This is a genomic window from Aurantivibrio infirmus, assembly GCF_054767315.1.
The window spans coordinates 382,757-406,250 of record NZ_BAAFSK010000002.1 but is presented as its reverse complement, the minus strand read 5'-3'; the positions used below and the strand labels follow the sequence as shown (position 1 = coordinate 406,250).

Annotated in this window: 22 protein-coding genes; 7 read left to right on the top strand and 15 right to left on the bottom strand. The window is 42.0% G+C overall.

Annotated elements, in window-relative coordinates; all coding sequences use genetic code 11:
• Nucleotides 1-11: 11 nt before the first annotated feature.
• Nucleotides 12-1,244 (top strand): formamidase, encoded by a 1,233-nt coding sequence (fmdA, locus tag ACYUCY_RS05535; RefSeq protein WP_460225459.1) that lies wholly within the window; start codon nucleotides 12-14, stop codon nucleotides 1,242-1,244.
• Nucleotides 1,245-1,383: 139 nt separating this feature from the next.
• Entirely contained in the window at nucleotides 1,384-1,737 is a 354-nt protein-coding gene (locus ACYUCY_RS05530; RefSeq protein ID WP_460225458.1) for an FmdB family zinc ribbon protein, read from the top strand.
• 290 nt (nucleotides 1,738-2,027) lie between these two features.
• Here the strand turns inward: ACYUCY_RS05530 and ACYUCY_RS05525 are convergent, their stop codons facing one another.
• Both ACYUCY_RS05525 and ACYUCY_RS05520 read right to left on the bottom strand, forming a co-directional pair.
• Nucleotides 2,028-2,507 carry a PA2169 family four-helix-bundle protein gene (locus ACYUCY_RS05525; protein WP_460225457.1) on the bottom strand — a complete coding sequence of 160 codons (480 nt, stop codon included), beginning with the start codon at nucleotides 2,505-2,507 and terminating at the stop codon, nucleotides 2,028-2,030.
• 258 nt (nucleotides 2,508-2,765) lie between these two features.
• Nucleotides 2,766-3,332: a BON domain-containing protein gene (locus ACYUCY_RS05520; RefSeq protein WP_460225456.1), complete on the bottom strand. Its 567-nt coding sequence runs from the start codon at nucleotides 3,330-3,332 to the stop codon at nucleotides 2,766-2,768.
• A gap of 209 nt (nucleotides 3,333-3,541) precedes the next feature.
• On the opposite strand from ACYUCY_RS05520, the gene ACYUCY_RS05515 reads away from it, so the two are divergent.
• Entirely contained in the window at nucleotides 3,542-4,894 is a 1,353-nt protein-coding gene (locus ACYUCY_RS05515) for a sigma-54 interaction domain-containing protein (RefSeq protein ID WP_460225455.1), read from the top strand.
• A gap of 131 nt (nucleotides 4,895-5,025) precedes the next feature.
• Here the strand turns inward: ACYUCY_RS05515 and ACYUCY_RS05510 are convergent, their stop codons facing one another.
• Nucleotides 5,026-5,214: a hypothetical protein gene (locus ACYUCY_RS05510; RefSeq protein ID WP_460225454.1), complete on the bottom strand. Its 189-nt coding sequence runs from the start codon at nucleotides 5,212-5,214 to the stop codon at nucleotides 5,026-5,028.
• A gap of 110 nt (nucleotides 5,215-5,324) precedes the next feature.
• On the bottom strand, nucleotides 5,325-5,498 hold the full coding sequence (locus tag ACYUCY_RS05505; RefSeq protein ID WP_460225453.1) for a DUF1328 domain-containing protein: 174 nt from the start codon (nucleotides 5,496-5,498) through the stop codon (nucleotides 5,325-5,327).
• Between the two features lie 607 nt (nucleotides 5,499-6,105).
• On the opposite strand from ACYUCY_RS05505, the gene ACYUCY_RS05500 reads away from it, so the two are divergent.
• From ACYUCY_RS05500 to ACYUCY_RS05490, 3 genes are all read left to right on the top strand, one after another.
• Complete coding sequence (locus tag ACYUCY_RS05500) at nucleotides 6,106-6,420, top strand: hypothetical protein (protein WP_460225452.1); 315 nt, start codon at nucleotides 6,106-6,108, stop codon at nucleotides 6,418-6,420.
• A 105-nt stretch (nucleotides 6,421-6,525) separates the two neighbouring features.
• Nucleotides 6,526-6,969 carry a hypothetical protein gene (locus ACYUCY_RS05495; protein ID WP_460225451.1) on the top strand — a complete coding sequence of 148 codons (444 nt, stop codon included), beginning with the start codon at nucleotides 6,526-6,528 and terminating at the stop codon, nucleotides 6,967-6,969.
• Between the two features lie 31 nt (nucleotides 6,970-7,000).
• Entirely contained in the window at nucleotides 7,001-7,261 is a 261-nt protein-coding gene (locus ACYUCY_RS05490) for a hypothetical protein (protein ID WP_460225450.1), read from the top strand.
• A 19-nt stretch (nucleotides 7,262-7,280) separates the two neighbouring features.
• Here ACYUCY_RS05490 and ACYUCY_RS05485 read toward each other — a convergent pair whose 3' ends face one another.
• The 6 genes from ACYUCY_RS05485 to ectA all read right to left on the bottom strand — a co-directional run bounded on the left by ACYUCY_RS05485 (nucleotide 7,281) and on the right by ectA (nucleotide 13,529).
• Nucleotides 7,281-8,702, bottom strand: a complete 1,422-nt coding sequence (locus ACYUCY_RS05485) for a sodium/proline symporter (RefSeq protein WP_460225449.1) — start codon at nucleotides 8,700-8,702, stop codon at nucleotides 7,281-7,283.
• Nucleotides 8,703-8,807: 105 nt separating this feature from the next.
• On the bottom strand, nucleotides 8,808-9,710 hold the full coding sequence (locus ACYUCY_RS05480) for a TPR end-of-group domain-containing protein (protein ID WP_460225448.1): 903 nt from the start codon (nucleotides 9,708-9,710) through the stop codon (nucleotides 8,808-8,810).
• Complete coding sequence (locus ACYUCY_RS05475; protein WP_460225447.1) at nucleotides 9,695-11,137, bottom strand: aspartate kinase; 1,443 nt, start codon at nucleotides 11,135-11,137, stop codon at nucleotides 9,695-9,697. Before ACYUCY_RS05475 ends, ACYUCY_RS05480 begins: the two co-directional genes overlap by 16 nt.
• A gap of 71 nt (nucleotides 11,138-11,208) precedes the next feature.
• On the bottom strand, nucleotides 11,209-11,610 hold the full coding sequence (locus tag ACYUCY_RS05470; protein ID WP_460225446.1) for an ectoine synthase: 402 nt from the start codon (nucleotides 11,608-11,610) through the stop codon (nucleotides 11,209-11,211).
• A 32-nt stretch (nucleotides 11,611-11,642) separates the two neighbouring features.
• Nucleotides 11,643-12,983: a diaminobutyrate--2-oxoglutarate transaminase gene (gene ectB / locus ACYUCY_RS05465; protein ID WP_460225445.1), complete on the bottom strand. Its 1,341-nt coding sequence runs from the start codon at nucleotides 12,981-12,983 to the stop codon at nucleotides 11,643-11,645.
• A 63-nt stretch (nucleotides 12,984-13,046) separates the two neighbouring features.
• Complete coding sequence (ectA, locus tag ACYUCY_RS05460) at nucleotides 13,047-13,529, bottom strand: diaminobutyrate acetyltransferase (RefSeq protein WP_460225444.1); 483 nt, start codon at nucleotides 13,527-13,529, stop codon at nucleotides 13,047-13,049.
• A gap of 424 nt (nucleotides 13,530-13,953) precedes the next feature.
• On the opposite strand from ectA, the gene ACYUCY_RS05455 reads away from it, so the two are divergent.
• Nucleotides 13,954-14,502: a MarR family winged helix-turn-helix transcriptional regulator gene (locus ACYUCY_RS05455; protein WP_460225443.1), complete on the top strand. Its 549-nt coding sequence runs from the start codon at nucleotides 13,954-13,956 to the stop codon at nucleotides 14,500-14,502.
• 21 nt (nucleotides 14,503-14,523) lie between these two features.
• On the opposite strand, the gene ACYUCY_RS05450 is transcribed toward ACYUCY_RS05455, so the two are convergent.
• The 5 genes from ACYUCY_RS05450 to ACYUCY_RS05430 all read right to left on the bottom strand — a co-directional run bounded on the left by ACYUCY_RS05450 (nucleotide 14,524) and on the right by ACYUCY_RS05430 (nucleotide 23,480).
• Complete coding sequence (locus ACYUCY_RS05450) at nucleotides 14,524-14,763, bottom strand: hypothetical protein (protein ID WP_460225442.1); 240 nt, start codon at nucleotides 14,761-14,763, stop codon at nucleotides 14,524-14,526.
• Between the two features lie 17 nt (nucleotides 14,764-14,780).
• The gene (locus tag ACYUCY_RS05445; RefSeq protein WP_460225441.1) at nucleotides 14,781-15,311 is read right to left on the bottom strand and encodes a TFIIB-type zinc ribbon-containing protein; all 531 of its coding nucleotides are present in this window, start codon (nucleotides 15,309-15,311) and stop codon (nucleotides 14,781-14,783) included.
• A gap of 29 nt (nucleotides 15,312-15,340) precedes the next feature.
• On the bottom strand, nucleotides 15,341-16,033 hold the full coding sequence (locus ACYUCY_RS05440) for a phospholipase D-like domain-containing protein (RefSeq protein WP_460225440.1): 693 nt from the start codon (nucleotides 16,031-16,033) through the stop codon (nucleotides 15,341-15,343).
• 9 nt (nucleotides 16,034-16,042) lie between these two features.
• Nucleotides 16,043-21,445, bottom strand: coding sequence for a DNA repair ATPase (locus ACYUCY_RS05435; protein WP_460225439.1), 5,403 nt, complete (start codon nucleotides 21,443-21,445; stop codon nucleotides 16,043-16,045).
• A 79-nt stretch (nucleotides 21,446-21,524) separates the two neighbouring features.
• Nucleotides 21,525-23,480 (bottom strand): flotillin family protein, encoded by a 1,956-nt coding sequence (locus ACYUCY_RS05430; RefSeq protein ID WP_460225438.1) that lies wholly within the window; start codon nucleotides 23,478-23,480, stop codon nucleotides 21,525-21,527.
• Between the last annotated feature and the right edge of the window lie 14 nt (nucleotides 23,481-23,494).

The window sequence follows — 23,494 nt, the reverse complement described above, 5'->3', positions numbered from 1 at the left end:
GAGAAATTCCCATGAGCGAGACCATTATCAAAATAGATTTAAATAAATCCGCATACGAGCACGACAATATTCATAACCGTTGGCACCCGGATATTCCAATGGTGTCAATGGTAAAACCCGGTGATGATTTTATTGTTGAATGTATGGATTGGACCGGCGGACAAATTAAAAATGATGATAACGCGGCGGATGTTCGTGACGTTGATTTATCACAAGTTCATTTTCTATCAGGACCTATCGGCGTAGAGGGCGCAGAACCCGGCGATCTTCTAGTCGTCGATATACTAGATATTGGAACATTCAAAGAAAGCCAATGGGGGTTTAACGGATTTTTCTCAAAACAAAATGGTGGAGGGTTTCTCACCGAACATTTCCCTGAGGCGCAGAAATCGATCTGGGATTTTAACGGCATGTTTACTAAATCACGTCATGTGCCTGGCGTAGAATTCGCAGGCTTAATTCACCCCGGTTTAATTGGTTGCTTACCATCAAAAGAAATGCTGGAAGAGTGGAATAAACGCGAAAAAGAATTATTCGATACCGAACCCGATCGCGTACCCGGCTTGGCAAACTTACCCGACGCATCTACTGCACACATGGGCCGAATGAGCAGTGATTCTGCGAAGGCCGCTGCTGCCGAAGGTGCGCGCACGGTGCCGCCAAGAGAACACGGGGGCAACTGTGACATAAAAGATCTATCCCGCGGTTCTAAAGTTTATTTTCCTGTTTACGTAAAAGATGGCGGCTTGTCGGTGGGTGATCTCCATTTTAGTCAGGGCGATGGTGAGATTACATTTTGCGGCGCCATTGAAATGGCCGGCTGGATTCATCTACGGGTGGAATTAATTAAAGATGGGATGAAAAAATATTCCATCAAAAATCCGATTTTCAAACCCAGCCCTATCACACCTCGCTACGACGACTACTTAATTTTCGAAGGTATTTCTGTTGATGAACAAGGCAAACAACATTATTTAGATGTTCACATCGCTTATCGGCAAGCCTGTTTAAATGCCATCGAATATCTGAAAAATTTTGGTTACACCGGTGCACAAGCATATGCCATATTAGGAACGGCTCCAGTGCAAGGCCATATTAGCGGAGTTGTCGATGTACCCAACGCCTGCGCGACCTTATGGTTGCCAACAGATATTTTTGAGTTCGATGTGAAACCAAACTCGACAGGACCGACGAAGTATCTTGATGGCAGTATTGATGTGCCGTTGGCACCGGATCTCAAATAGGTGATGAAAGATTGTTACTTCATCCGCGTTGCTTAGTGGCGAAATATGCACATTAAGAATGGGCGCCAACTAAGCACGCGTATTCAACCAATTGTTTTCAAATTCAATATGACGAAAATTATTTTTAGGAGGATTACGAATGCCAGTCTACGATTACAAATGCGCCGATCATGGTGTGTTTCATGAACTTGCATCGCTTGACGATCATTCAAAACCGGCGCCCTGCCCCCAATGCAAAGTATTATCCGGGAGGGTTATTATGCTCGCTCCCAATATCTTAGCGATGGCACCGGAAAAGAAACAAGCGATCGAACGCAATGAACGAGCGCGACATGAACCACAACATTCAACCCAGGACTCGCGATCAGAAAATGCGGAAAAGCTCAAGTATGGCTGCGGATGTGAACATAAAAAGCGGCCTTCCAAATTAATGTATACCGCAGAGGGAAACAAAATGTTTCCCTCTGCAAGACCCTGGATGATTAGCCACTGATCTCAACATCGTTTTTATATTTCTAAACTATTTCCGCCCCCAAAGTGGAATACTCGCCCCGTTTGATATTTTTTCGATGGGGCTTTTTTTCATCTGGGTATTCCATTTTTCATTTGGCCTATAGCATGGTAATCATGATGCGAATCCGAAGGAATAAAATAACCATCGGCAGAATAGCCGATGGTAAAATACCTGACTTTATAAGCGGGTTGGCCGTTTGCAAAAAATGTAGATTACAATTCACTTAATTTGAAGTGCTGTTGCGAAGTACAGTTGCGAAGTCCCGCGTACTAATGATGACTGCTCTGATCTTTAAGAGCCTTCATTCGATCATAGGTCATCTGAATTGAAGCAATCTTCGAAGATAATTTTCCTGCTAACTGGTTATCATCAACTGCTTTAACCGCCGCTTTCATCACATTGAGTGTCCTACTCTCTGTTTCAGTTAGCTGTGATATAAACCTACGATCCCCAAAATCACCAAATTTTTCTTTCGCGTTGATGTACCAAATTTTTATGGTGCCGCTAATTGAGCCGAACTCAGCCACATCAATGCCCCGATATGTAACTTGAGGCTCCAATTCATCAACTAAATCTTGGCGGATATCCGCCATTCCATTAAAAATATTTTTAAGTGCCTGATCATCAACGGCTTGGGCAGCTTGACGGTAAAAATTTTTCCCGTCTCTGCAAATCGTAATAATATCGTTGACTATAACGGCATCATGGATTTTCTCAGGCCTTGTTTGCTGTTGACCAACAGATTTCATAATAACTCCTCGATCACTTAGCCAAACCTTAATCAGAATAATCCGTTATTCAGTTTGACCTTTGATCATTCTATCTTATTAATTTAGCCTTAATTAGTGAGGTAGAGAGTATAAGCCGCAACTAGATTACAAAATTGGAGTTATCGGCCTAATTTTTTACCACTTGATAAGTGCGTAAAAAAACACACCGAAACTCCAAAGCAATCCGCAATCTAATTATTAATTTCAGGACTCAGCCTTCTCCCGCTTCGAAAAATATTAACTGTTCGAATTAACCTTAAGATTGTTTTCAACAGATTTCACTTCAAAAGTATTTTTTGCAATTTGTTCGACCAAATCTTTTTCGGCGCTAGATTCAACAGATCCGTTCAGAACAACGGCTTTTGCTACTGTGTCAACGTCGATTTCAGTACTGTTGATCTCGGTATTCATCAATAGTTTGGTTGAAATAGCTGTTGTAATTGATACGTCGACAAGCTTCGTCATTGCATCATTGTCTTTTTCATTATTCGCTTTAGCGGATTTCTCTACGAATAGTTGGTTGTCGACTTCTTGAATCCCTTCGATACCTTTAGCGAGTTCACTTACCAAATCTTTTTCTACTTCTGAATCAACTTTTCCGGTAATAACCGCAATTTTATTGGTGACATCGGTCTCTATTTTAAAGGGATTTAAATGCCTGTTTAACAAAATTACCGTATCTAGTTTTCCATCAAGCCAGGCATCATTCATCGGACCATGTGTATCGCTTTCTCCGGCAAAGGCTGGTAATGTTGCAGCCGCAAATACGAGTGGTACTAAATTTTTCTTCATCTTAATATTCATATTGGTATCCTCTATTTAGTTTGTCGGTTGCTTTCACGTATATAACTATTCAACCTTCATGCCAATCCAAGAATCCCGATGTTGCAAGGGGTTGCTGAGTGGCATGGGTAAAATGAAAGCCAGCTTCGGAAACTATTACAGGTTCACTTGTCAAAATTACAACCGATGCCTCGCAGACGCGACAGGTTCACAAAAAGAAGCCCAGCCCTATGCCACAACCCTCACTACTTATATATATCGACGACCGTGATTTAGAAAAACAGTTTTTGGAAAACAAGGTTATACGCCAATTCAACACGCAGCGAATCAGCGAAGACGAATCCTGGATTGACGCACTTATTGATACCTCCCCTAGCGCGGGTATTATCCAGGCGGATAATCTTTCTGAACCAGAACTCACTCGAATTGTTAAGAGTAGCTTGCTTTCCAAAACTGATTTGGTCTTCATTAGTCGTGGTGAACCTAATCCCTATATCGATCAGGCAATGCAGCGTGGCGTCAGTTTGCATTTACGAACACCAATTGATATGGAATTTGTGAACGAATTCCTGAGCGAAATTTATCAAGACGTTAGCCAATCGCAATCTTCTACAGAAGAGGTAGTCGCCAGTGACCTTGCCCAATTTGGACTGCTTGTTGGCTCGTCGACGGCGATGAGACGACTTTATAGGTTGATTCGGAAAGCCGCAGAATCAAATGTAAATGTTTTTATTGTCGGTGAAAGCGGCGCGGGGAAAGAACTAGTCGCGAATACAATTCATTTAACTAGCCCTTCCTCAAATCAACCTTTTGTCGCGATAAACTGCGGAGCCTTGAGCCCAGAACTGATAGAAAGCGAGTTATTTGGCCATGTAAAAGGTGCTTTTACTGGAGCTAACAAAGATCGCGCTGGAGTTTTTGAACAAGCAGAAGGCGGAACTTTGTTTTTAGATGAAGTCACAGAGATGCCAATTGATCATCAGGTCAAGTTATTACGAGTACTTGAAACAGGTGAATTTAAACCCGTAGGTAGCGACCAAACGAAAATTGCAAACGTTAGAGTCGTATCAGCGACCAATAGAGATCCCTCCGAAGCAATACAAGACGAGTTATTCCGAGAAGACCTGTATTTCCGTTTAGCTCACTTTCCAATTTGTGTCCCACCATTACGGGATCGCGATGGTGATATTGTGGGTTTGGCTAAACACTTTCTCGCCTATCGAAATACTGAAGAGCAATTAGCTAAAACAATAAGTAAAGATACCATCAGTATTATTGAGAACCATGAATGGCCGGGGAACGTCCGTGAATTGAAGCATGCCATTGAAAGAGCTTACATTCTTGCCGATGATGTAATTACCAACGAGCATTTGATTATCGAAGAAGTTGCCACCAACCTTTCGGCCAACCAAGAACTACGTGAGACTTTGCCACATGGAATACCTCTGGAGGAAGTCGAAAAGGGCGTAATTATGAAAACGCTGTCTCATAACGATGGTAATAAATCGGAAACTGCCGACCAACTTGGAATTAGCGTTAAAACGCTTTATAACAAACTTGAAAAGTACGAAAAATCCGATTGAAATATTTTTCACATTTAGCATACGCTCGTTATTGGCAATCAAATCCTATACTGACACTAAAAAAGCACGCTTAGCGTGCTTTTTTAGTGCTATGGCTAAACATCTAATTACTGAATCATTTAGTTTAAAATTTAGCAATTAGAGTTTTCAGCGCCTGCCGATTCTTTTACGTCTTCACAGGCATCTTCCACTGCATTGCCGACATCCGTCGTTACCTCATCAATTTTCTCACCCGCTCTTTCAGCTGGGCCATCTTTCTCACATGCCACGATACCCGCACCCATAAATATAAGCGTTAAAAATATAAGTAAATTTTTCATGCTATTCTCCTAAATTTTTTTATTTATAAGATCTTCTCTAATCAGTTATTAAATCTATTTGCGTTCTTGGTTAACAAGATGTTCACTAGAAAATGAACGTTAGCGGCATCCTATAATGGCGGTTTACCTTTTAGCGCTCTAGCCACCATTGCCACTACAAATAAAATCAAGAAAACTAAAAACAATATTTTCGCAATACCCGCCGCAGTGCCGGCAATACCACCAAATCCCAACACAGCTGCGATTAACGCAATGACTAAAAATGCAATTGCCCAACTCAACATAACAATTCCTCCGGTCCTTATAAAATTTAGCTAAAAGATGAAATTTTAGCGTTGGTATTTCTAAACTTTCATTGGAGATAATGCGATTTGCATGCCAAGTACTAAAAACATCCATCAAAGCTTAGTGCGGTGCGGGCTTAACGGTATTTAGGGGAGAATGAATTTTCGAAAAAATATTGCGAGATTGGGAATATGTTGAAATTTTTTCACAACGGTCGGTACTATTTCCATACCTTTTTAGCCTCAATTTATATCGATTTCTTTAAATCCTCAATTTTTCGTTACAGCCAAATTAAATCTTATCTTCTGTTTTATATTGTTGAATACCGCCTCCTTTAACTATTGGTTCATCGTGTAAATTTTACGTATAACTTGCATTTTCTACTCACTTAACCATTTATATATAGTAAGTGTGGAGAAAACGATAAAAATATAAATTTCATAATTTCCACCGTGCACCCCGGAAGACGTGTTCTTTAGCTTAGTTCGTATATTGTGTACCAACGCTTGGCACAGCGCTTGCTTTGATATATTTAGTAGCAAAATATTATTTATTATATTGCGAAAAGTTTAACTTAGAATTTCTATAAACCAACAGGGAGAAATTATGTCTACTTCAACTAACTCAAAGAAAGCAGAACAGGAACTTGAAGATTCCATTAAATGGTCAGCCAAAGCGGCCGCTGTCGCTCACGAGGCCGTGGATAAGGTTGCACTGAAAGCCGCAGCGTCGGAAAAATCGATTCGTGAGGTAGCAGCAAGCTCTACTGACTCTCTGACAAAGAATAAGGACAAGTTGCAGAAACAAGCTCTTACGTCTTTTTCGAAGGCCAAAACGATGGCAAAGAAGAACCCTTTAGCTGCCGCTGGGATTGCGTTCACTGCCGGTGTATTGATAACTGCAATGTTGCGACGAAAATAGTGAGCCTATTGTATCTAGCCAAAATAGGCTCTATTTAGGCCGATAAGTATTGGTCATAACTGTTCCACATGGCCAATACTTCGTATTTTATATAGGACAATTTTTATGATCGATTCTAAACAACCGTACCCCATCCCCGATCAATTCCTCTACATTGACAAAGCCGAATCTGACGATACCGATCAGGATTTTAGTTTTTTAGATGAGGTAACGAATTTACTCGTAAGATATCAGCAACAGTTAAGCTCAGTATTTAAACTTGCAATGCTTGAATGGAAGCTGTCATTAAGAAGTTTGTATTTTGTTCTTCTATTGACTATCTGTTTCGCTCTCGCTTTGGTGGTGATGTGGATTGGTGTAAATCTTCTTATTGGTTTTACATTGGTCAAGCTAGGACTCCCAATCTTTCTGAGCTTGGCTTTAGTCGTAGTAATGCAGACCTTCTTGTTTTTTGGATTATGGGCCAACATTATGAGTTTAACGAAAAAAGTTGGTTTTAACAGAACGCTCTACGCATTGGAACATGCTTACAACACAACAAAACATTAACACGATTGAAAAAATTAAGAGGCAAAGAGCAATGCTGAATCGATTGTTACTTGGTAAACAAACGGACAAGATTGACGAGTTATCTGCGGACATAGAAAAAAATATGATTGGCATAAAAGCGGGTAAACGACGCATAAAGAACTACTTAGCAGAAAGCTTATGTAGCCCCAAAGGCATTGCCGCGAGCTTTAGCGCCGGCTGCTTGGTAGAGTTTACAAGAAACAACGGAGATAGTTCAGAAAAAAATATCCCGTGGTCCGCAATTACTAAAAACTTAATTATGCTCTTATAAACAAAGGGTCAGCTAAATGTTAGCTAGTTTTTATCTGTTTTTTGGATGAAAAAGAAACTGAAAATAATGGGATATTTAGTACTAATAAGCCCGCTATAATTCCTGCCATCCCTTCATAAATATCGTTGTGCCAACCGAGCATTCGCCAGGCTAAAGCGACTATAAGACCTACCACAACAGCAACAACACTGACCACCTGACCCGGCCGCTTACCAAGACATAACATCAGTAGTAAAGGAGCAAATGCGCTAGCCATACCTGACCACGCCATAATAACTAAACTGAAAACACTTTGGCTGTTTAATACGGCCCAGGCTAAGGCGCCTAAGGCAATGGCAACGGTGATAAGTTTAAGCACTACAGTTTTTTCAATCTTAAATGGTAAAAGGTCGTGACTTATGGTTGCTGAGCAACTCAAAATTAATGAATCAGCGGTGGACATCGTCGCCGCAAAAATCCCCGCCAAAATCAATCCTGTAAGCGCAGGTGGCAATAATTGTTGAGCCATCGTCGGTAGCGCAAGTTCAGCATCAAAACTGCCGTTGTCGACCAAGTAAATTCGAGACAATAAACCAACAGCTGCGGCCATCGCATAAAAAACACAATACCAAGAGTAATACCACGCGCGAGCATTGCGCATTTTACCGGCATCATCTAATGCCATAAATCGAACCATGATATGCGGCTGACCAATAATTGAAAAACCCGCAAACATCCAGCCGACAACAAATAATGCAATGCCAGAAATTCCGGGCAGGAGTAAATCTGCAGGAAATACATCAAGAAAACCTTCAACACTTTGCATTTTTTCAACTGCAGCACTGGGCCCACCAAGCGCTTGCGTTGCGACAAATAACAAAATCGCCATCGCTACGATCATAACTAAAGATTGCGCCGCATCCGTCCAAATAGATGCTCGAATACCTCCCGCAACACAGTACAGAATCACCAGTATTGCACTTAAAATCGCACCGGATGCTATAGGCCAACCAAACAAAGCATTCAACGCTTTACTGCCCGCTATCAATTGAGCACCGGCATAAGCCAACAAAAATATAACCGCGACCAGGGCAAGAACGCGTCGTAAAATAATAAATTTATTACCAAACCAGTGGCTAAGAACGCCCGCGTAACTCACTTCGCCTGTGGTTTGCGTGGCTAAACGCAATCGCTTATGAACCATAGTAGAAGCTATATAGTCTCCCGCGATCCACCCGACCATCAGCCACAAAGACGCTAATCCCACGCTGTAGGTATAGCCGATGAGACCAATGAACATATAGCCGCTATTATTCGTCGCGACGGCAGACAAACCAACCAGCGCCGGACTCACTGAATTGCTCGCCAGGTAATAGTCTTTCTTCGTGCCCCGACTTTTAAGCGCAGAGCTAACACCGATGATGACAAATAAACCGAGAAACACTAAGAAACTTAATACCATGAAAGACAGCCTATGAATTATTTTTATTTTAATTAATAACGATTTTTCAAAACGGAGAATTGAACTCGATCAGCTGAAAAAATTAAGCTGCTAAAATATTTTGGCTTAGGAGGTTTTCACCTGAAGGTTTTTCACTACCTCGAAATCTTCAATTGGTTCTAGGGCTGCGTCATTACCAATTTTTTCTCGATAACTATCAGTACGCGCAATGGCTTGTTTCAAATACCCTATTGATTCGTCATAGTGTTTCAGCGCAGCATAGGCGCAAGCCAGCTGATAAAAGGCGTGGCTATTTTCCGAATCAATAGTCAAAGCTTGATGACAAAGATTCGCCGCCCATTGTGGCTCACCCAACTCAAGGACTGCGTCTGCTTTGTAAGTTAGTGCTTCGCAATCATCACCGCGAAGTTTTAGGATTTGATCGTAAACGACAATTTGGTCTGCGGGATTACTTTCCTGCGCCGCCCGTAACCAAAGCGATTGAATTTCTTGAGTTCGTTCGATTTCTTCGCGATTCTCTTCAATATGTTGCGTTTTTTGATTCATTTGCGTTTCGATACTAGCTAAACGCTCTTCATATTCCGAAACCAGCTTCGAAATCTCTTGGTCAGCCAAAGAATGGACACGCTCTTTCATTTCGCGAATAGATGTCCAGCCCACCAAAACAAGTATTGAGCTGGCTGCGGCGATCAAATAAAAGAAATAAGTAATAGCATTGGTCGCGTAGTTAACGCCACGATCGGCTGAATTCAATTCTCTATCCGCTAACTTTTGCAGGAACTCAGCGCGTTGCGCGCCCATATCAGTACGCAACTGTTTTAATTCGTCGAGCACATAGCGCTCTACGAAAGGGTTGTATAGTGGATCAGTTAAAGCATCAACTTGTTGTTGATTAGATTGATCTTGCGCAATTGGAGGTGAAGGTTCCGGTGATTGTTGTGCAATCGCATTTCCCGCGTTAAGGAATGCAATCAAACCTAGAAAAAAAAATACTAAGATGCGAGACATATAGCTCTACCATGATCGTGAACTTCAACCAAACAAGAATGTAAACTTTTAATCGCTTTATCGTAATCTTCTTCGCAGACCATGAATTGCATATCTACCTGGCGCATCGACTGATGAACCGCCAAGACACTAATATTATTTTCTGCCAATGCACCCACGGTCTTCGCTAACAAGCCATGAATCTTCATATCGCTACCGATCGCCGAGACGATTGCTACTTTGCGCTGATTGATTTCAGCATCGGGGAATCGTTTCGCTAAAGCATTGCAAATGCGCTTAACCGTTTTCAAGTTGGTAGATAGATAATGAGTCACGGTATTCGCATTAATATCTTTAGAAATAATGTGCGCTTTAAAACGTCGAATACTAGAAATAATTTCAGTGTCATATTCGTCAATTGATCCAGCCATTTCCTGATCAAATAACTCGAGAGCATATACACCTTTACAACCGGCGATGATTTCAACACAAGGCTCATCGCTAATATAGTTGCCCGTAATCAGGGTGCCATCATGCTCAGGCTGAAAAGTATTTTTCACACGTAATGGGATATCCAGGTGACGTAAACCTTTGGCAGCTTTAGGATGTATCGCTTCCATACCCAGATTGGCTAGTTGATCAGCAACGTCATAGTTCGTCCTACCAATCGGTACAACATTATCTTCGCCAACCAAACGTGGATCTGCACTACTTAAATGAAACTCTTTATGAATTATTGCTTCAACAGCTTCAGTGAGCACCGCTATTCGGCTAAACGTCATTTCGCTATAGCCACGATTAAATGCAGTCATTAGCCCTTCTCGACAGTGAGCGTAACCGGTCACAATAGGTAGTTGCGTTGCCAAATCAATACTCGTGAACGCCGAAGAAATACGTTCATCTAGACTTACCTGCTGCTGAGTTTGCCAAGCGGTTAAATCCGCGAAGCATGCATTTACCCCATCTCGCTGTAGTAACCTCGACATATTCCAAGCACTGTGCGCCTCACCTAAACTCGCCAACATTTCTCGCACACTAGATAAATGCTTTTCTAGAGAAAAATGTCCATGTCGGCACAGGCTTTGTAAATTATCAAGGCAACGCTCAACATCATCTATTCGCGCACCGATAAACTCATCAGCCTCTACGCGTAAATCTTTCTGATCAAACAGCATTGCGTTGATTGAAAAAACCTCTTTCTTATAAGCATGTAATGCTGATCTCCAAGACTCATCCTCTACCGCACCGGCAAACATCGCATAGACACCCGCCTGACCGGTCTTCTTACACTCAAGTAGTTTGTCGGTTAGTCCGCCATAAGCAGATACAACGAAGATACGCTGATACAAAGTATCGCCGTGCACAGGTTTAAGTATGATATTGTCGCGTACCGCTGAATATTGATTCATCGAGGTACCGCCAATTTTTTCAACCGTATGAATAGCCATTACGAAATTTCCTGAATCTCCTGATGTGCCAATAAAACTTTTGATTGTGTATCCAATAGATGCAAAGCTAACTAATCTATAGTTTCTGCATCGAGCTCGTAAGCCCCTTCTGAATTGTGAACTTCCTTGCCGTTTAGCGGAGGATTAAATACACAGGCCATTGTCATTTCCTTAAAAGCGCGCAAAACATGTTTGTCATGCTTATCTAGAATATAAATTGTACCTGGACTTATTGGGTATTTTTTACCGTCAGCCAAGGTCTCTATTTCACCTTCACCAGAAACACAGTAAACCGACTCCAAATGATTTTGATAATGCATTTGAAAATCCGCACCAGCAAATATCGTAGTGATATGGAATGAAAACCCCATGTTGTCATCTTTCAGTAGCAAGCGTGTACTGTCCCAATTTCCATCCGGAGAAACAATATGACGATTACTATTTTTCGCCTCTTTCAACGTTCTAACAATCATGTAAACCTCTAAAATATATTTATTTTTCGCAACTAACGTGCTGCGTTATTGATTCTCACTTCGCCAGTTGCAGACATTTTTTCAGACACAAAATAATCTTTCTCTTCCGGGATTGAATCTTCATTAGCACAAACTTCTCTGATTGCGTTCTCAACAATATCGATGCCTTTTTTCAAATTCACATCACTAATAATCAAGGGACACAGAAATTTAACAACTTGATCATCAGCGCCACTGGTCTCAATCACCATGCCATTTTTAAAAGCGTGGTGCGTAATTTTTCCAGCGATATCACCGTTGACACAATTAATACCCTGAAACATTCCCCGACCGCGAGTTGTAAAATTTCCCTCTCCATATTTATCCACAATACTAGCCAAACGTTTGGAGATATATTGACCTTTACGTACAATTTCTTTTGAAAATTTATCGTCAGACCAATAATGATCAATAGCCGCTTTTGCGGTAACGAAGGCGTGGTTGTTCCCACGGAAAGTGCCATTGTGTTCGCCGGGTTTCCATAAATCATGCTCTGGACGCATTAACACGACCGCAAAAGGCAAACCATAACCGCTGAGAGATTTAGACAAGGTAACGATATCAGGGTAAATGCCTGCGTTTTCAAAACTAAAAAAAGTGCCGGTGCGGCCACAGCCTGCTTGAATATCATCGACGATCAATAACACACCGTGTGTTTTGCAAATGTCAGCAAGATTACGTAACCAATCGAAACTTGCGACGTTAATACCACCCTCGCCTTGCACAGTCTCGACAATTACCGCTGCGGGCTTATCAACACCGCTACTCGAATCACTCAATACTTTGTCGAGATAAGCGGTTGTATCAATATCTTCTCCTAAATATTCGTCGTACGGCATGCGTGAAGTTCCGGTTAGAGAAATTCCTGCTGCACCACGGTGATGGGAATTTCCCGTTGCTGACAAAGACCCTAAACTCACGCCATGAAAACCGTTGGTGAAAGAAATTATATTTTCTCGACCGGTGATATTTCTCGCTAACTTTAGCGCCGCTTCAACGGCGTTGGTTCCGGTGGGCCCGGTGAACTGCATAACGTAATCGAGTTTTCTCGGCTTCAGAATTTTTTCGTTGAACGCATCGAGAAATTCACCTTTCGCCTTAGTATGTAAATCTAAGCCATGAGTAATACCATCATTGCGAATGTAATCAATGAGCTTATCTTGGAACAAGGGGTTGTTATGGCCGTAATTCAGTGTTCCCGCCCCTGCCAAAAAATCTAAATATTCATTGTCTTCTTCGTCGTACAAAAATTCCTTAGTTGCGCGATTAAATACGCGGGGGAAAGCTCGCGCATAACTCATAACTTCGGATTCAATTTCTTCAAATATTTTCATTTAACTTCAACCTGTTTAATTTGTCAGTTCCCTTAAAAAATGCTCTGCAATTTAGTATAAGCACTACCGAAGTGGGCCAATCCGGTACAAAACTTCCGTGTCGTGATGTTTATTAAAATGTGTTTCTGCGTCGAACATCGTGGAGGTTGCTACTTCCGTTTCAAACGTCTTCGCAATGCCTTCAAAAAGTCGTCTAGAGGCGATATTAGATGGCGTAATTGATGTTTCGATAAACAACGCTGATCGATTTATTTTTCTATCTAATAAATTCAAAATCATTTTGGTCGCGAGACCCGTTCCTCGCGCACTCTCTGCCACTGCTACCTGCCAAATAAATAAGGTATCTATGCGAGAGGGGATTTGATAAGCCGATATAAAACCGACTGGATTGGAATCCAGAGATGCAATAACAGAGGTCTCAGCAAAGTGACTACACTGCAACAAATTACAATATCGGGAATTTGTGTCCAATGGAGGACAATTTCGAATCAACTCAAATACCGCAGAACCGTCCTCTGGTACTGGAGGTCTTAATTCAATATCCACTTCTTTAGATCTCTTCATGCCATTAATTAAGAAATATTAATTAAAAAATATAATTACACTTCTATATATTAATTGGGTCATTTGATGCCACCTAAATCAGTTATTCTGCGGATATTTTGACTTTTTGGGGTGCCAGATACAAAAAAACAAGCAATTATTGCTTAGATGTCTAAACATTATAGACTAAAACGCTAACTTCAACAAATGAGCCAATTCACACATTCAAAATGACGCTGAGCCGAACGAGACCATGAGTACGAAAATGACAGGGCAGATTTGTTTAGGTGAGCTTAATAATAGACCGCCGCATCTAGAGGCTTGAATTGACGGTTACATAGATGAGTTTTTACAGCAAAAAACTGTATTTAATAGTTAAACTCTTAACCTATAATGGCCAGCTGAATCAAAAGATAGGAGCGCGGTGATGAATCGCATCGAAGGCGTTCTCGTTGCCCTCAGACGTGTTATTAGAGCAACGGACTTACACTCAAAACATCTTGCTAAAACCACCGGGTTAACGGCACCGCAAATATTGCTACTGCAGGCGATCGAATCTAAAGATCAGGCCACTATTGGCGAACTGGCAAATGATATCAACTTAAGCCAAGCAACCGTCACGACAATAATTGACAGGCTAGAAAAACGTGAGCTTTTGGTACGAGAAAGATCTGCGACAGATAAACGAAAAGTTCACGCACGCTTAACCAAAGCAGGTGTCGCAATTTTGAAAGATGCGCCTATCCCCCTACAAGAACATTTTGCAAAACAATTCGACGAGCTACAGGAGTGGGAGCAAACGGCAATAATTTCTGCCCTGCAACGTGTCGCTTACATGATGGACGCGGAAAATATTGATGCCTCTCCGGTGCTTGATGTTGGTATTTTGGATAGGCAGAATACCGTGGTAGAAAATCAAGACTCTTATTTAGAATTAAAGAAGCCAGTAAAAAATAAGAAAGAAAATCGAAAATAGATTTACTTTTTTTAGTTACCCCTACAAATCTAACTGCTGACTTATTTCACCTACTCTCACTTTCATCGAAGCCGTGAGATCCTTTGTAGTTAAGCGAGAAATTATGTTCCTGAGTACACGCTTTTCGTTTTCATCTACCATGCCGTCTCGCAGTGCGATATCTAAAATTTGGTTTAATTCATCGACATCTAGTCGGCCATCATTGGCAAAACAATCGATACTTCTAAAAGTCATTTCTAAATAATCGTTACCTTCCGTCATTATCGTCTCCTTGAAGTTTACTTAGCTAATAGGAATTGCTTAATAATTTTTTTCTTGCTATGTGAGCGCATCCACTCTTTAAACTGATCAATTTTCTCATAATCATCTTCGCCAAGAATTTCTACATAACGCGCTTTTTGCAAAGTTAGATAGCGTTGCTGACGCAGATCTTTTTGCCACACATCGGTAACAATCCGAGAAAGCTGCAAGTGTATATCTAACTGTTTCAATAGCGACCACTCGCCTTTATCCAGCCAAATTTCATCACAACTGGCACATAGATCAACTTTATTTACATGTTGCAAACCGATTTGGTATTTAATCATTAGGTGATCGCACTTAGGGCAAATTAGAGCATGATCGTTGTCGTCTACGACTGAAGAACTTATGTCACGCGGTTCAACCGTCGGCTCACGATCTACCCAATAACGGTAATTTAATAAGGGCAATAAAACCCCTTCGCAGCTATCGCATGCCGCGGCGACGAGCCCTTTCTCTAATTCTAGGCCTTGTAACGCGGGGCTTTTTTTACACTTCGGGCAATGCATTTTTTTCTCGATTTAAACTATATTGATGACTAGGAATATGTCGACCATAAATCTTCAAACTTTTCTTGAAATATTTTTATTAACTTATCTTCGTTATTAACAACAATATTTTCTTCATTATTTTTAGTCGCGCTACGTGTCCAGTTGAAACTGCCATTAGCTAACCAAAGGCCATCAAAAATCGCGAACTTATGATGCATATGATACGGCGAGGTATCCATCACGATAGGAATGCCTTCTTCAATGAGGTGTTCGACATCACTCCCTAAATCTGAAGACTTATCGTTGTCTGTGACTATTCGAATTTTTATATCACGATTCGCGGCCTTGAGAATTGCCGACGTCAACTTGTCATCGGATATTGTAAACACACATACATCGATAGACTTGCGCGCTTGGTGACACAGATCCATCAACTTATTGCGGCAAGCTGTGCCGGGGCTAAAATGAGCGCTGTGTATAACATTCGCTGATCGCTGGCTTTGATCGATCAGCTTTACGACCTTTTCTAACCAACTTAAGGTTCGCACCGAGTCTTCAGGGTCTTGTTGACGCGAAATTTGCTGTCGCGCAAGGTCAAAGGCGCGATTACGCATAAAACTAGATTTTTCAGCATCAAGACTGCTCGCCAAATCCCTTAGCTCATCTCGCTCTTCGGTCGTTATCTTTATATCCGCGACCACCTCTATTAGCTGCTCAGTAATTTTATTCAAGCTTGCCACGTAAGATCCTTATTTTTCTTTGTTAGGCGAATTCTTCTTAGTCGATTTTCGAGTTGGCTGTTTAGCTGTGGTTTGCTTTTTATTTTTATCGGCTTGAGAATTAACCGTGGCAAATGAAGATTCTAGTAAGCGTAATTGATCGGATACATCCTGCATCTTATCGTGGGTTCGCAAATCTATTTCAAACTTTTTATCCATGGTTTTTATAAGAGGATAAATACTGTTCTCCATTGTCGCGGTTAGTGCCGACAATAGTTTGTCAATTCCGGGAACCGGTTGATTTATTACCTCCACCTTACTTTGGGCTGACTTAATAAGCTTCTCTATGTCAGCCAATGTTTGACTAGAAATATTTAATTCATTTTTAAGCTTATCTTTACTACCACCGCCAGCCTCTGAACGCGAGGCATTTTCCAAACTAGAATTCAAACGCTCAAAACCACTGACCATGTCAACAAGTTGCGCGACAACTTTCCCACCCACATCTTGATCATCTCCTCCCATTGCTTTGTTGCGCATAAAGTCTTTTTTGATGGACTCCCAACGGGCGCTTTGCTCGTCAGTCATAGTACCGCGCAATGCTGCAAGCTTGAGTAGATTATCTTCAGCACCGGTGGTGAGAAGTTGAGCCTCACCCAAATAATGATCGTTTATCATTTGCTGCATTTCAGCGTCATTCATTACTGCGCTAACTTTTTCTGCCATCTTATTCATGTTGCGGTAGCTGCCTTGCAACTTGAACGGTGGCTCCGTTCGGTATTTGTCGTTCTGCGCGGCAGAGGCAATATATTGCTGGTTAATTTTAAGCACTACATCCTGCACGGCAAAAAGTTTTTTCAACACACCAACAATTTCATTGAGTTCCGCGCCGCTGTACTGGTGACTCAAATCTGTCGTAGGAACATTTTCGCCTTTGGCGATCTTCATTAATTTGTAAAGGTCTTCCATCTCTCTTGTCGCTAACGGAGCAAGCACAGAATTCGATGTCATCGAGTTCTCGATATAGCTCATCGCGAATTGTTCATCCATTCCACCGAGAACATCGCCTAAGTTATAAATATCAGCGCGGTTCGCTAACATATCGGGAATTTTAAATAACTCACCTGATTCAGTGTAAGGGTTCCCCGCCATAACCACGCAAAACTTTCGCCCGCGCATGTCGTAGGTTTTGGTTTCACCTTTCCAGACACCTTCAACCCGTCTAGTGCCATCACAAAGCGAAATAAATTTTTGTAAAAACTCTGGATGTGTATGTTGGATATCATCCAAGTACAACATTACGTTGTTGCCCATCTCTAAACCCAAGTTGAGCTTTTCCAATTCTTGTCGGGCCGTCGCATTGGGTGCTTGTGCAGGATCCAACGACAACACATCGTGACCCAAGGACGGGCAATTGATCTTCATAAATACCAAGCCCAGTCGGCTGGCCACATATTCCATCAGGGTTGTCTTACCGTACCCTGGTGGCGAGATCATCATTAGCAAACCCATTAGATCAGTTCGCTTTTCATCCCCCATTGTGCCCATCTGCTTAGCAAGGTTATCGCCAATAATGGGTAGATAAGCATCGTTAATTAATTTGTTTCGAACGAAAGAACTTAGTGGCCGCGCTTTAAATGATTCAAGCCGCAATGCTTTCTTTTCTCTACGAGTAATTTCCTGTCTCAATTCGATATAACGACGATAAGCGGGTAGCACTTCGTGTTTGTGTATCTCTAACCGCTGTAGAAATTCATCTAGCGAAAAGTGCAGGGTTCTATTATTGATCCGAGGATGATCTCCCAATAAGCCCTCAACTGATAACTCTAGATCAACCTCGGTATTTCGCTTGTCTAAGCGCTCTTCACTATTAATTATCGCGCAAGCTTCAGGAATATAACGCGACAAAAACGCGAGTTTTTTATCTTCGACTAGAGCATGCAACCAGGCATGGGTAAGCTTCCAGCGTTCCGCTGGCCAACCGAGCATCTCCTCTAAGGCTTTCTGGTAACGACGCCACGTGACTTCGTCCATTGATTGCTTAAGCTCTTCGGTTAATCGAACAGCATACTTACTGACAATAAATTCAATACGATCACGGCTTAGCTCTGCCACTAAATACTCTGCGGCGGTGCGGATTTCCAAGCTCGACACATTTATCGGATTTGTTTCCAAAAATTGAGTAATAGATTGCTCAATCTCGGATGCGAGTAGTAGCTTAGCTTCCGCGCTCGCGAACACTGATTGCATTTGCTGTGCAGACTGCGCTCTTGCTGGCCAAGTTTTATAAGACAACATCGCGCCACTAACTCGCTCATCGTTATTTTTTTTATCGCTTTTTTGGTTTCGAACTTGCTTTATGGTATTCGCCCAAAATATTTGCGCGATCCCGCGGCTCAGCGGATTAAATGCCAATAAGTCTGCGCTCTGAATCGCAGGAAGCAAGGTGCGCAAGAGCAAATGAGTATCATGATCATGTACGCCTTTTTCATAACCTTCTTTGTAGCGAGGCGCGGAATAATCTTTAACAACATCTAAGAGCTTGTCATCATCCAATACCGCAGTATGCAATAACTCCATGCTAAGATCATTTTTTTCCCTAGCCGCGTCTTCCAAAATCAGTGATGCCAAATATTCAGAACGATAAACATCGTCGGTTTCTGACTCGAGACTCATACCCCAATATTTGTTCAGGCCCGACAATTCCGGATCATCAATTATTTCGTAATAGTCAGTACCCGTTAGATGGACATTCAGCTCACCTTTACGCGGTATCAAGGTTAAATCCAATTCTTGCGTATTGACCGAAAATTTATGTCGCGGTCCCAACTTAATAACTTTACCGCCCTCTTCAAAAATATCTGTTTTATCACGTAAGCCGCGCTGTGCTTGCTCCCGCGCGGCCTTAAATCGCGACTCAATCTCATCTGCTTTTACAGCGCTATCCAGCTGTCGCAATTGCTCAACAAAGTCTCTCGTTTTTAACGCTAAGGCATCGGATGCAAAGTAGGTATTCAGCTCGTCTAATTTAGTAAATTTTAACGAGCGTTTTTCGATGCTCTGTAAAATTCTATCGGCGGCATCGGCAACCGCTTGCGCTTTACGCTGCTGATCATCTAGTAATTGTTGCTTATGAGCTTCAAATGATTCGTAGATTTCCTCTCGCTTATCCATAATATCGTCGAGGAATTGTTCGTAATCACTGAACTGACTTTCTAACTCTTCTAGCTGTACCAATAGGCGAGATAATTGTTCATCACACCGATCCGGCGTGGTCGCCAAACCCAAAGCGTTAGTAATAGTCTGAGAAAATAATTTAAATTGTGCACCGAACTGAGCAATGGCCTCTTCTGAGCCTAAACTTTTTTGTTTGTGTTTCGCTTCGGCTTTGCTTTTATTTAGTTTTGAATATACTTCTGAAATCGAATCGATAATCCGCGTGCGTACGGTTGCATCAGATACCTTGAGCGTCCCCATAAGCTCCGACAACAAATCTAAACCCTCCGAAGTGGTCTCGATAGTTTCCACTAAAGGTTGTAACTCGGCATTGGTATTAACCGCCGCCACTTCAGCGTCCAAGCGAATAATCTTTTCATGATAAGGATCTAAAGCACTTTCTGACGATAAAAACTCAACAGTTTTTTTACTCAGCTCCTCTTCTTCTTTATGTAATTGGTCTTCAAGAACATTAATTCTTGCCAAGTCAATATAGCGATATTCTTTTATCGTGGTGAGGTGCCCACGCTGGCGACGCATGCGACCAAGTGTAGTAACAAACTCTTCTGCCGTATCACCGCTGTTTACCCGTACCGCACGAATAATTTCATCTTGCTCAGCTTCAGCTGCAGCCATAGTCTTTGCCGATTGCTGACGAATACTTTCTACTTTTTCAAATTCGTCTATTACTAGCTCGGCGGTATCTCCAATCTCTCGCAACACATCGGCGATAGCTGAGGCTTCTTTTTCTTCCAACCAAAAGTGAGCATCAAACAATTTTTGCGGACTTTGACTTAGCTCTTCGTATAAGCGAACGGAAACCGATTGATTGTCGATTGCGCGACAAACACTAAATATATCGGAAACGCCACGAACAAGCTCAGCATTGCCGATTCGCCCATAAAAAGTTTGGCTCGCGATTGTTTTACTTGCGACTTCATCACTGAGGTAAGGTGTCTGCCAAATTTGCATCGGGTGAACACGAGTGGGCTCTGGCTCAGCAGAAAATATAACGATATTTCCTTCATCCGATAATGCGTAGCCATGGCCAATGATAGGATTTTGCAAAGACTTATTAATTAAGTTGTATGCAAGCAAAGCGACGACGCCAGCAATTGGATCATAAAATACATACAAAACATCTTCGCCATTCGGGGAGCGAATATGACGCTTGAACTTTAAACCCTTAGCTTCGCCATCAAACGTTTTGTGCTCTCCTGTTTGCAGGTAATAACCACCTGGAAAAATAACACCGTGATCCTCAGGTAACTGAACACAAGATTGACCAATAGCATCGATACGCAATACTTTTTGATTAAAGGAATTGAAGATTAGATAACGCCATTGTTCTTCTCGATACGGCAATATCTTAAGGAGAATTAAGCCACCTACTTTCGCGTACTGAACTTCGACATCGTCAAGTGATTGGGTATCATCTTCGACGGGTTCACGATAAACACCTTGACCATCTTCAGTATTGTTCTCTATTTTTATCGTCAGATCGCCCGCAAGGGTTTCAACAAATACCGTATCAAGTACATTGATATGGGCGTGGCGTCCATGAACGATATCTTCACGCTGAGAGACCTTCCATTCGAAATCGAAAGATGGCGGTAGCTGAATATCTCTTTCGCCACGATTATCGATATATTTAACATCTTTGCCATCGGCGGAAATAGACCAACGAAACACGCGTACATCTTCTGGTCGTTCGCCAATTTGAAAGCCAGCAAGTAACTTTCCATGATTGATAGTAAGTTCAACTAAACGCGTGTGCTTGTAATAACGATACAATTCATCGAAATCACTAACGAAACTTTGATCAGCAAGGAATGTTCCTCCCCGAGGTACGGGCTCCATTTCATAATCATCGCCTTTTTCTTCCAAAGCGAATAAGGCAAAAACATCATCAACTTTGGTTTCTTTTTTAAGGCCGATAAAGACATTGAAACCGAACAGTAAATACGGACCAACCTGAACAATATCTCGTGCAATACAATTATTTTCAGTTCGCACACGAACGCGTGCGAGAACGCTCATATCAGAGCTGCCAAATTCCTCTAGGCGACCTTGATTTAATTGATTCGCTTGCTGCTTGAGCTGCTTACCTTGTTCAACTAATCGCTTGCGAATAATATCGTAGGCGCCGCCCTCCGAGACGGCGTTATCAACTAAGGCATTTGCCTCGCTGATATCGGGCTTTTCCTGTTGTGCCATGATAATTTCCTTCCAGCATTTGAAGACAAAAAATTGGAACGCTAAATTAAAACCTTAACGTTCCGTTTTTGGTTGCTAACTAACTGTCAGCTTCTTCTTTGCTTTTGGTATCGGAATTTGGCATTTGAGTTACTTTATTAACTAAAGCGGCGACGGTGCTACTTTTGTCCGCCAAACCGTCGATGGCTTTACCAATCGATAAGGACTTCGCAAAATTGTTAAAGAAGTGATCTTCACCACCGACGATATCAATCTTCGCTCTTTGCAATGCAGTAGCTAACACTTCTGCATTTTCTTTGGCAATTTCCTTGCCCGCTTCGATTGAAGCTAATACTTCTTTGAGTGCTGTCTCTAAGCCCATTCGATATTCTTCATGCGCTCTAGCGTCGTCACTCATGGTACCCATAGCTTCGAACTTATCCATTAAGCCTTCCGCCTCGGCTTTAAACTGTTCGCGTGTTACGTCAGCACCAGCCATACCAATTTGTTTCTTAGCCTGCGCTTCCGACTCTCCTTTCGCCGCAATAACATCTGCTTCAGAAGTTCCAACCACTCGATGCGCGCTACCTGATGCTTCACCTTTTGCCTGAATCACGTTTGCTTCAGCAATACCTTCTTTCTCAAGAGCATCCGCTTTCGCTTCCTGCACTTTCGCATCCGCAAGTCCAGGAGCAGCACGCTCAGCCTGCACACCTTCTGCATGTTTTTTCATTGCTTCTGCGTCTTTTGCCGTGGCTTCTAGTTTCGCTTGAGCAATCGTAGTTATTTCTACGGCTTTATGTTTAGCAGAGAGCTCTTCTGCCTCCGCTGCCTTCACTTGCTTCACTTTGTCTTCTTCCGCGATGGCTTCCGCATCAATAACTTTTGTTTGTCTAGCTCGATCAGCTTCTGATACCTCGCGAACCTCTTTAATTTTTTCCTCTTCGATAGCAACAGTTTTATCGACCGCAACGCGTTCACGAATCACATTGGCAATTTCTTTTTTCTCGACTTCAATTGCTTTTTCTGCCTCGATAGTTTGTAACTCAACTTCACGCTCTCTGGCGACGATCTCCAGATCCTTCGCTCGCGTAACTTTTTCTACTTCGATAACTACAGCTCGCTGGCGGTTTTGTTCAGCGACTTCAATTTCACGTTTTTGGTTCTCAGTTTGCACGGCAAGATCTTGGTCAACCGATATCGTCGTTGACTCAGCTTTCTTACGCTCTTCTTCTTGAACTTTTATTGTCTCGGCTTCTTCGCGCGCTCGAATGGTTGCTATCTCCCGCTCCTGCCTCGCTTCAGCATCTTTTTGTTGACGCTCTAGCTCCAACATTGCCTCAATGGTTTCAACATTTTTCTTTTTGATTGCCAGCTCTTCGTCACGCTCCAAAATATTGGTGCGAACATTCTGTGTAGCAGTTAATTCAGTAATCTTTTTGATACCCTCGGAATCGAGGATATTACTAGGATCAAGAGAGTGCTTAGGCGTTTGCTCCAAATAATCAATCGCTACATCTTCAAGAACATAACCATTTAAATCGTTGCCGATAACTTCGATAATCTTGTCGCGAAATTCCTGTCGATTTTCAAACAACTGAACAAAATCGATTTGTTTTCCAACAGTTTTTAAGGCTTCTGAAAATTTCGCATTAAACAACTCATTTACGGCATCACGATCAGATGCACGATTGGCTCCCAATGACTTAGCCACTTTCAATACATCTTCTGGTGTTTCATTAACTCGAAGATAGAATGCAACGGTAATATCAGCACGCATATTATCTTTACAGATCAAACCGTCTTTAGCCCTTCGATCGACCTCCATGGTGATCAAAGAAATGCGCATCAATTCTTTTTTGTGAATAACGGGAATTATCCACGATCCGGTAAAGAATACTTTTGGCCGTGTGCTCAGGTCATTTTTAATAAGAGCGACACCTTGCTCTACTTTGACGTAAAACGCTTTAAAAAGCGCCGCCATCACCACCAAGAAAAGAAAAAATCCCCCAACAAAGACTAAAAGCCCCATAAAACTCGGCAAATAATCAGACATAGCACTCTCCTTTT

Excerpts from the sequence above, each read along its gene's own strand:
- ACYUCY_RS05450 (WP_460225442.1), bottom strand. The coding sequence starts at position 14,763 with ATGACGGAAGGTAACGATTATTTAGAAATGACTTTTAGAAGTATCGAT.
- ACYUCY_RS05435 (WP_460225439.1), bottom strand. The coding sequence starts at position 21,445 with ATGGCACAACAGGAAAAGCCCGATATCAGCGAGGCAAATGCCTTAGTT.
- ACYUCY_RS05510 (WP_460225454.1), bottom strand. The coding sequence starts at position 5,214 with ATGAAAAATTTACTTATATTTTTAACGCTTATATTTATGGGTGCGGGT.
- ACYUCY_RS05445 (WP_460225441.1), bottom strand. The coding sequence starts at position 15,311 with ATGCATTGCCCGAAGTGTAAAAAAAGCCCCGCGTTACAAGGCCTAGAA.
- ACYUCY_RS05520 (WP_460225456.1), bottom strand. The coding sequence starts at position 3,332 with ATGAATATTAAGATGAAGAAAAATTTAGTACCACTCGTATTTGCGGCT.
- ACYUCY_RS05495 (WP_460225451.1), top strand. The coding sequence starts at position 6,526 with ATGATCGATTCTAAACAACCGTACCCCATCCCCGATCAATTCCTCTAC.
- ACYUCY_RS05500 (WP_460225452.1), top strand. The coding sequence starts at position 6,106 with ATGTCTACTTCAACTAACTCAAAGAAAGCAGAACAGGAACTTGAAGAT.
- ACYUCY_RS05490 (WP_460225450.1), top strand. The coding sequence starts at position 7,001 with ATGCTGAATCGATTGTTACTTGGTAAACAAACGGACAAGATTGACGAG.
- ACYUCY_RS05505 (WP_460225453.1), bottom strand. The coding sequence starts at position 5,498 with ATGTTGAGTTGGGCAATTGCATTTTTAGTCATTGCGTTAATCGCAGCT.
- ACYUCY_RS05515 (WP_460225455.1), top strand. The coding sequence starts at position 3,542 with ATGCCACAACCCTCACTACTTATATATATCGACGACCGTGATTTAGAA.
- ACYUCY_RS05475 (WP_460225447.1), bottom strand. The coding sequence starts at position 11,137 with ATGGCTATTCATACGGTTGAAAAAATTGGCGGTACCTCGATGAATCAA.
- ACYUCY_RS05470 (WP_460225446.1), bottom strand. The coding sequence starts at position 11,610 with ATGATTGTTAGAACGTTGAAAGAGGCGAAAAATAGTAATCGTCATATT.
- ACYUCY_RS05455 (WP_460225443.1), top strand. The coding sequence starts at position 13,954 with ATGAATCGCATCGAAGGCGTTCTCGTTGCCCTCAGACGTGTTATTAGA.
- ACYUCY_RS05430 (WP_460225438.1), bottom strand. The coding sequence starts at position 23,480 with ATGTCTGATTATTTGCCGAGTTTTATGGGGCTTTTAGTCTTTGTTGGG.
- ACYUCY_RS05530 (WP_460225458.1), top strand. The coding sequence starts at position 1,384 with ATGCCAGTCTACGATTACAAATGCGCCGATCATGGTGTGTTTCATGAA.
- ACYUCY_RS05480 (WP_460225448.1), bottom strand. The coding sequence starts at position 9,710 with ATGTCTCGCATCTTAGTATTTTTTTTTCTAGGTTTGATTGCATTCCTT.
- ACYUCY_RS05485 (WP_460225449.1), bottom strand. The coding sequence starts at position 8,702 with ATGGTATTAAGTTTCTTAGTGTTTCTCGGTTTATTTGTCATCATCGGT.
- fmdA (WP_460225459.1), top strand. The coding sequence starts at position 12 with ATGAGCGAGACCATTATCAAAATAGATTTAAATAAATCCGCATACGAG.
- ACYUCY_RS05525 (WP_460225457.1), bottom strand. The coding sequence starts at position 2,507 with ATGAAATCTGTTGGTCAACAGCAAACAAGGCCTGAGAAAATCCATGAT.
- ectB (WP_460225445.1), bottom strand. The coding sequence starts at position 12,983 with ATGAAAATATTTGAAGAAATTGAATCCGAAGTTATGAGTTATGCGCGA.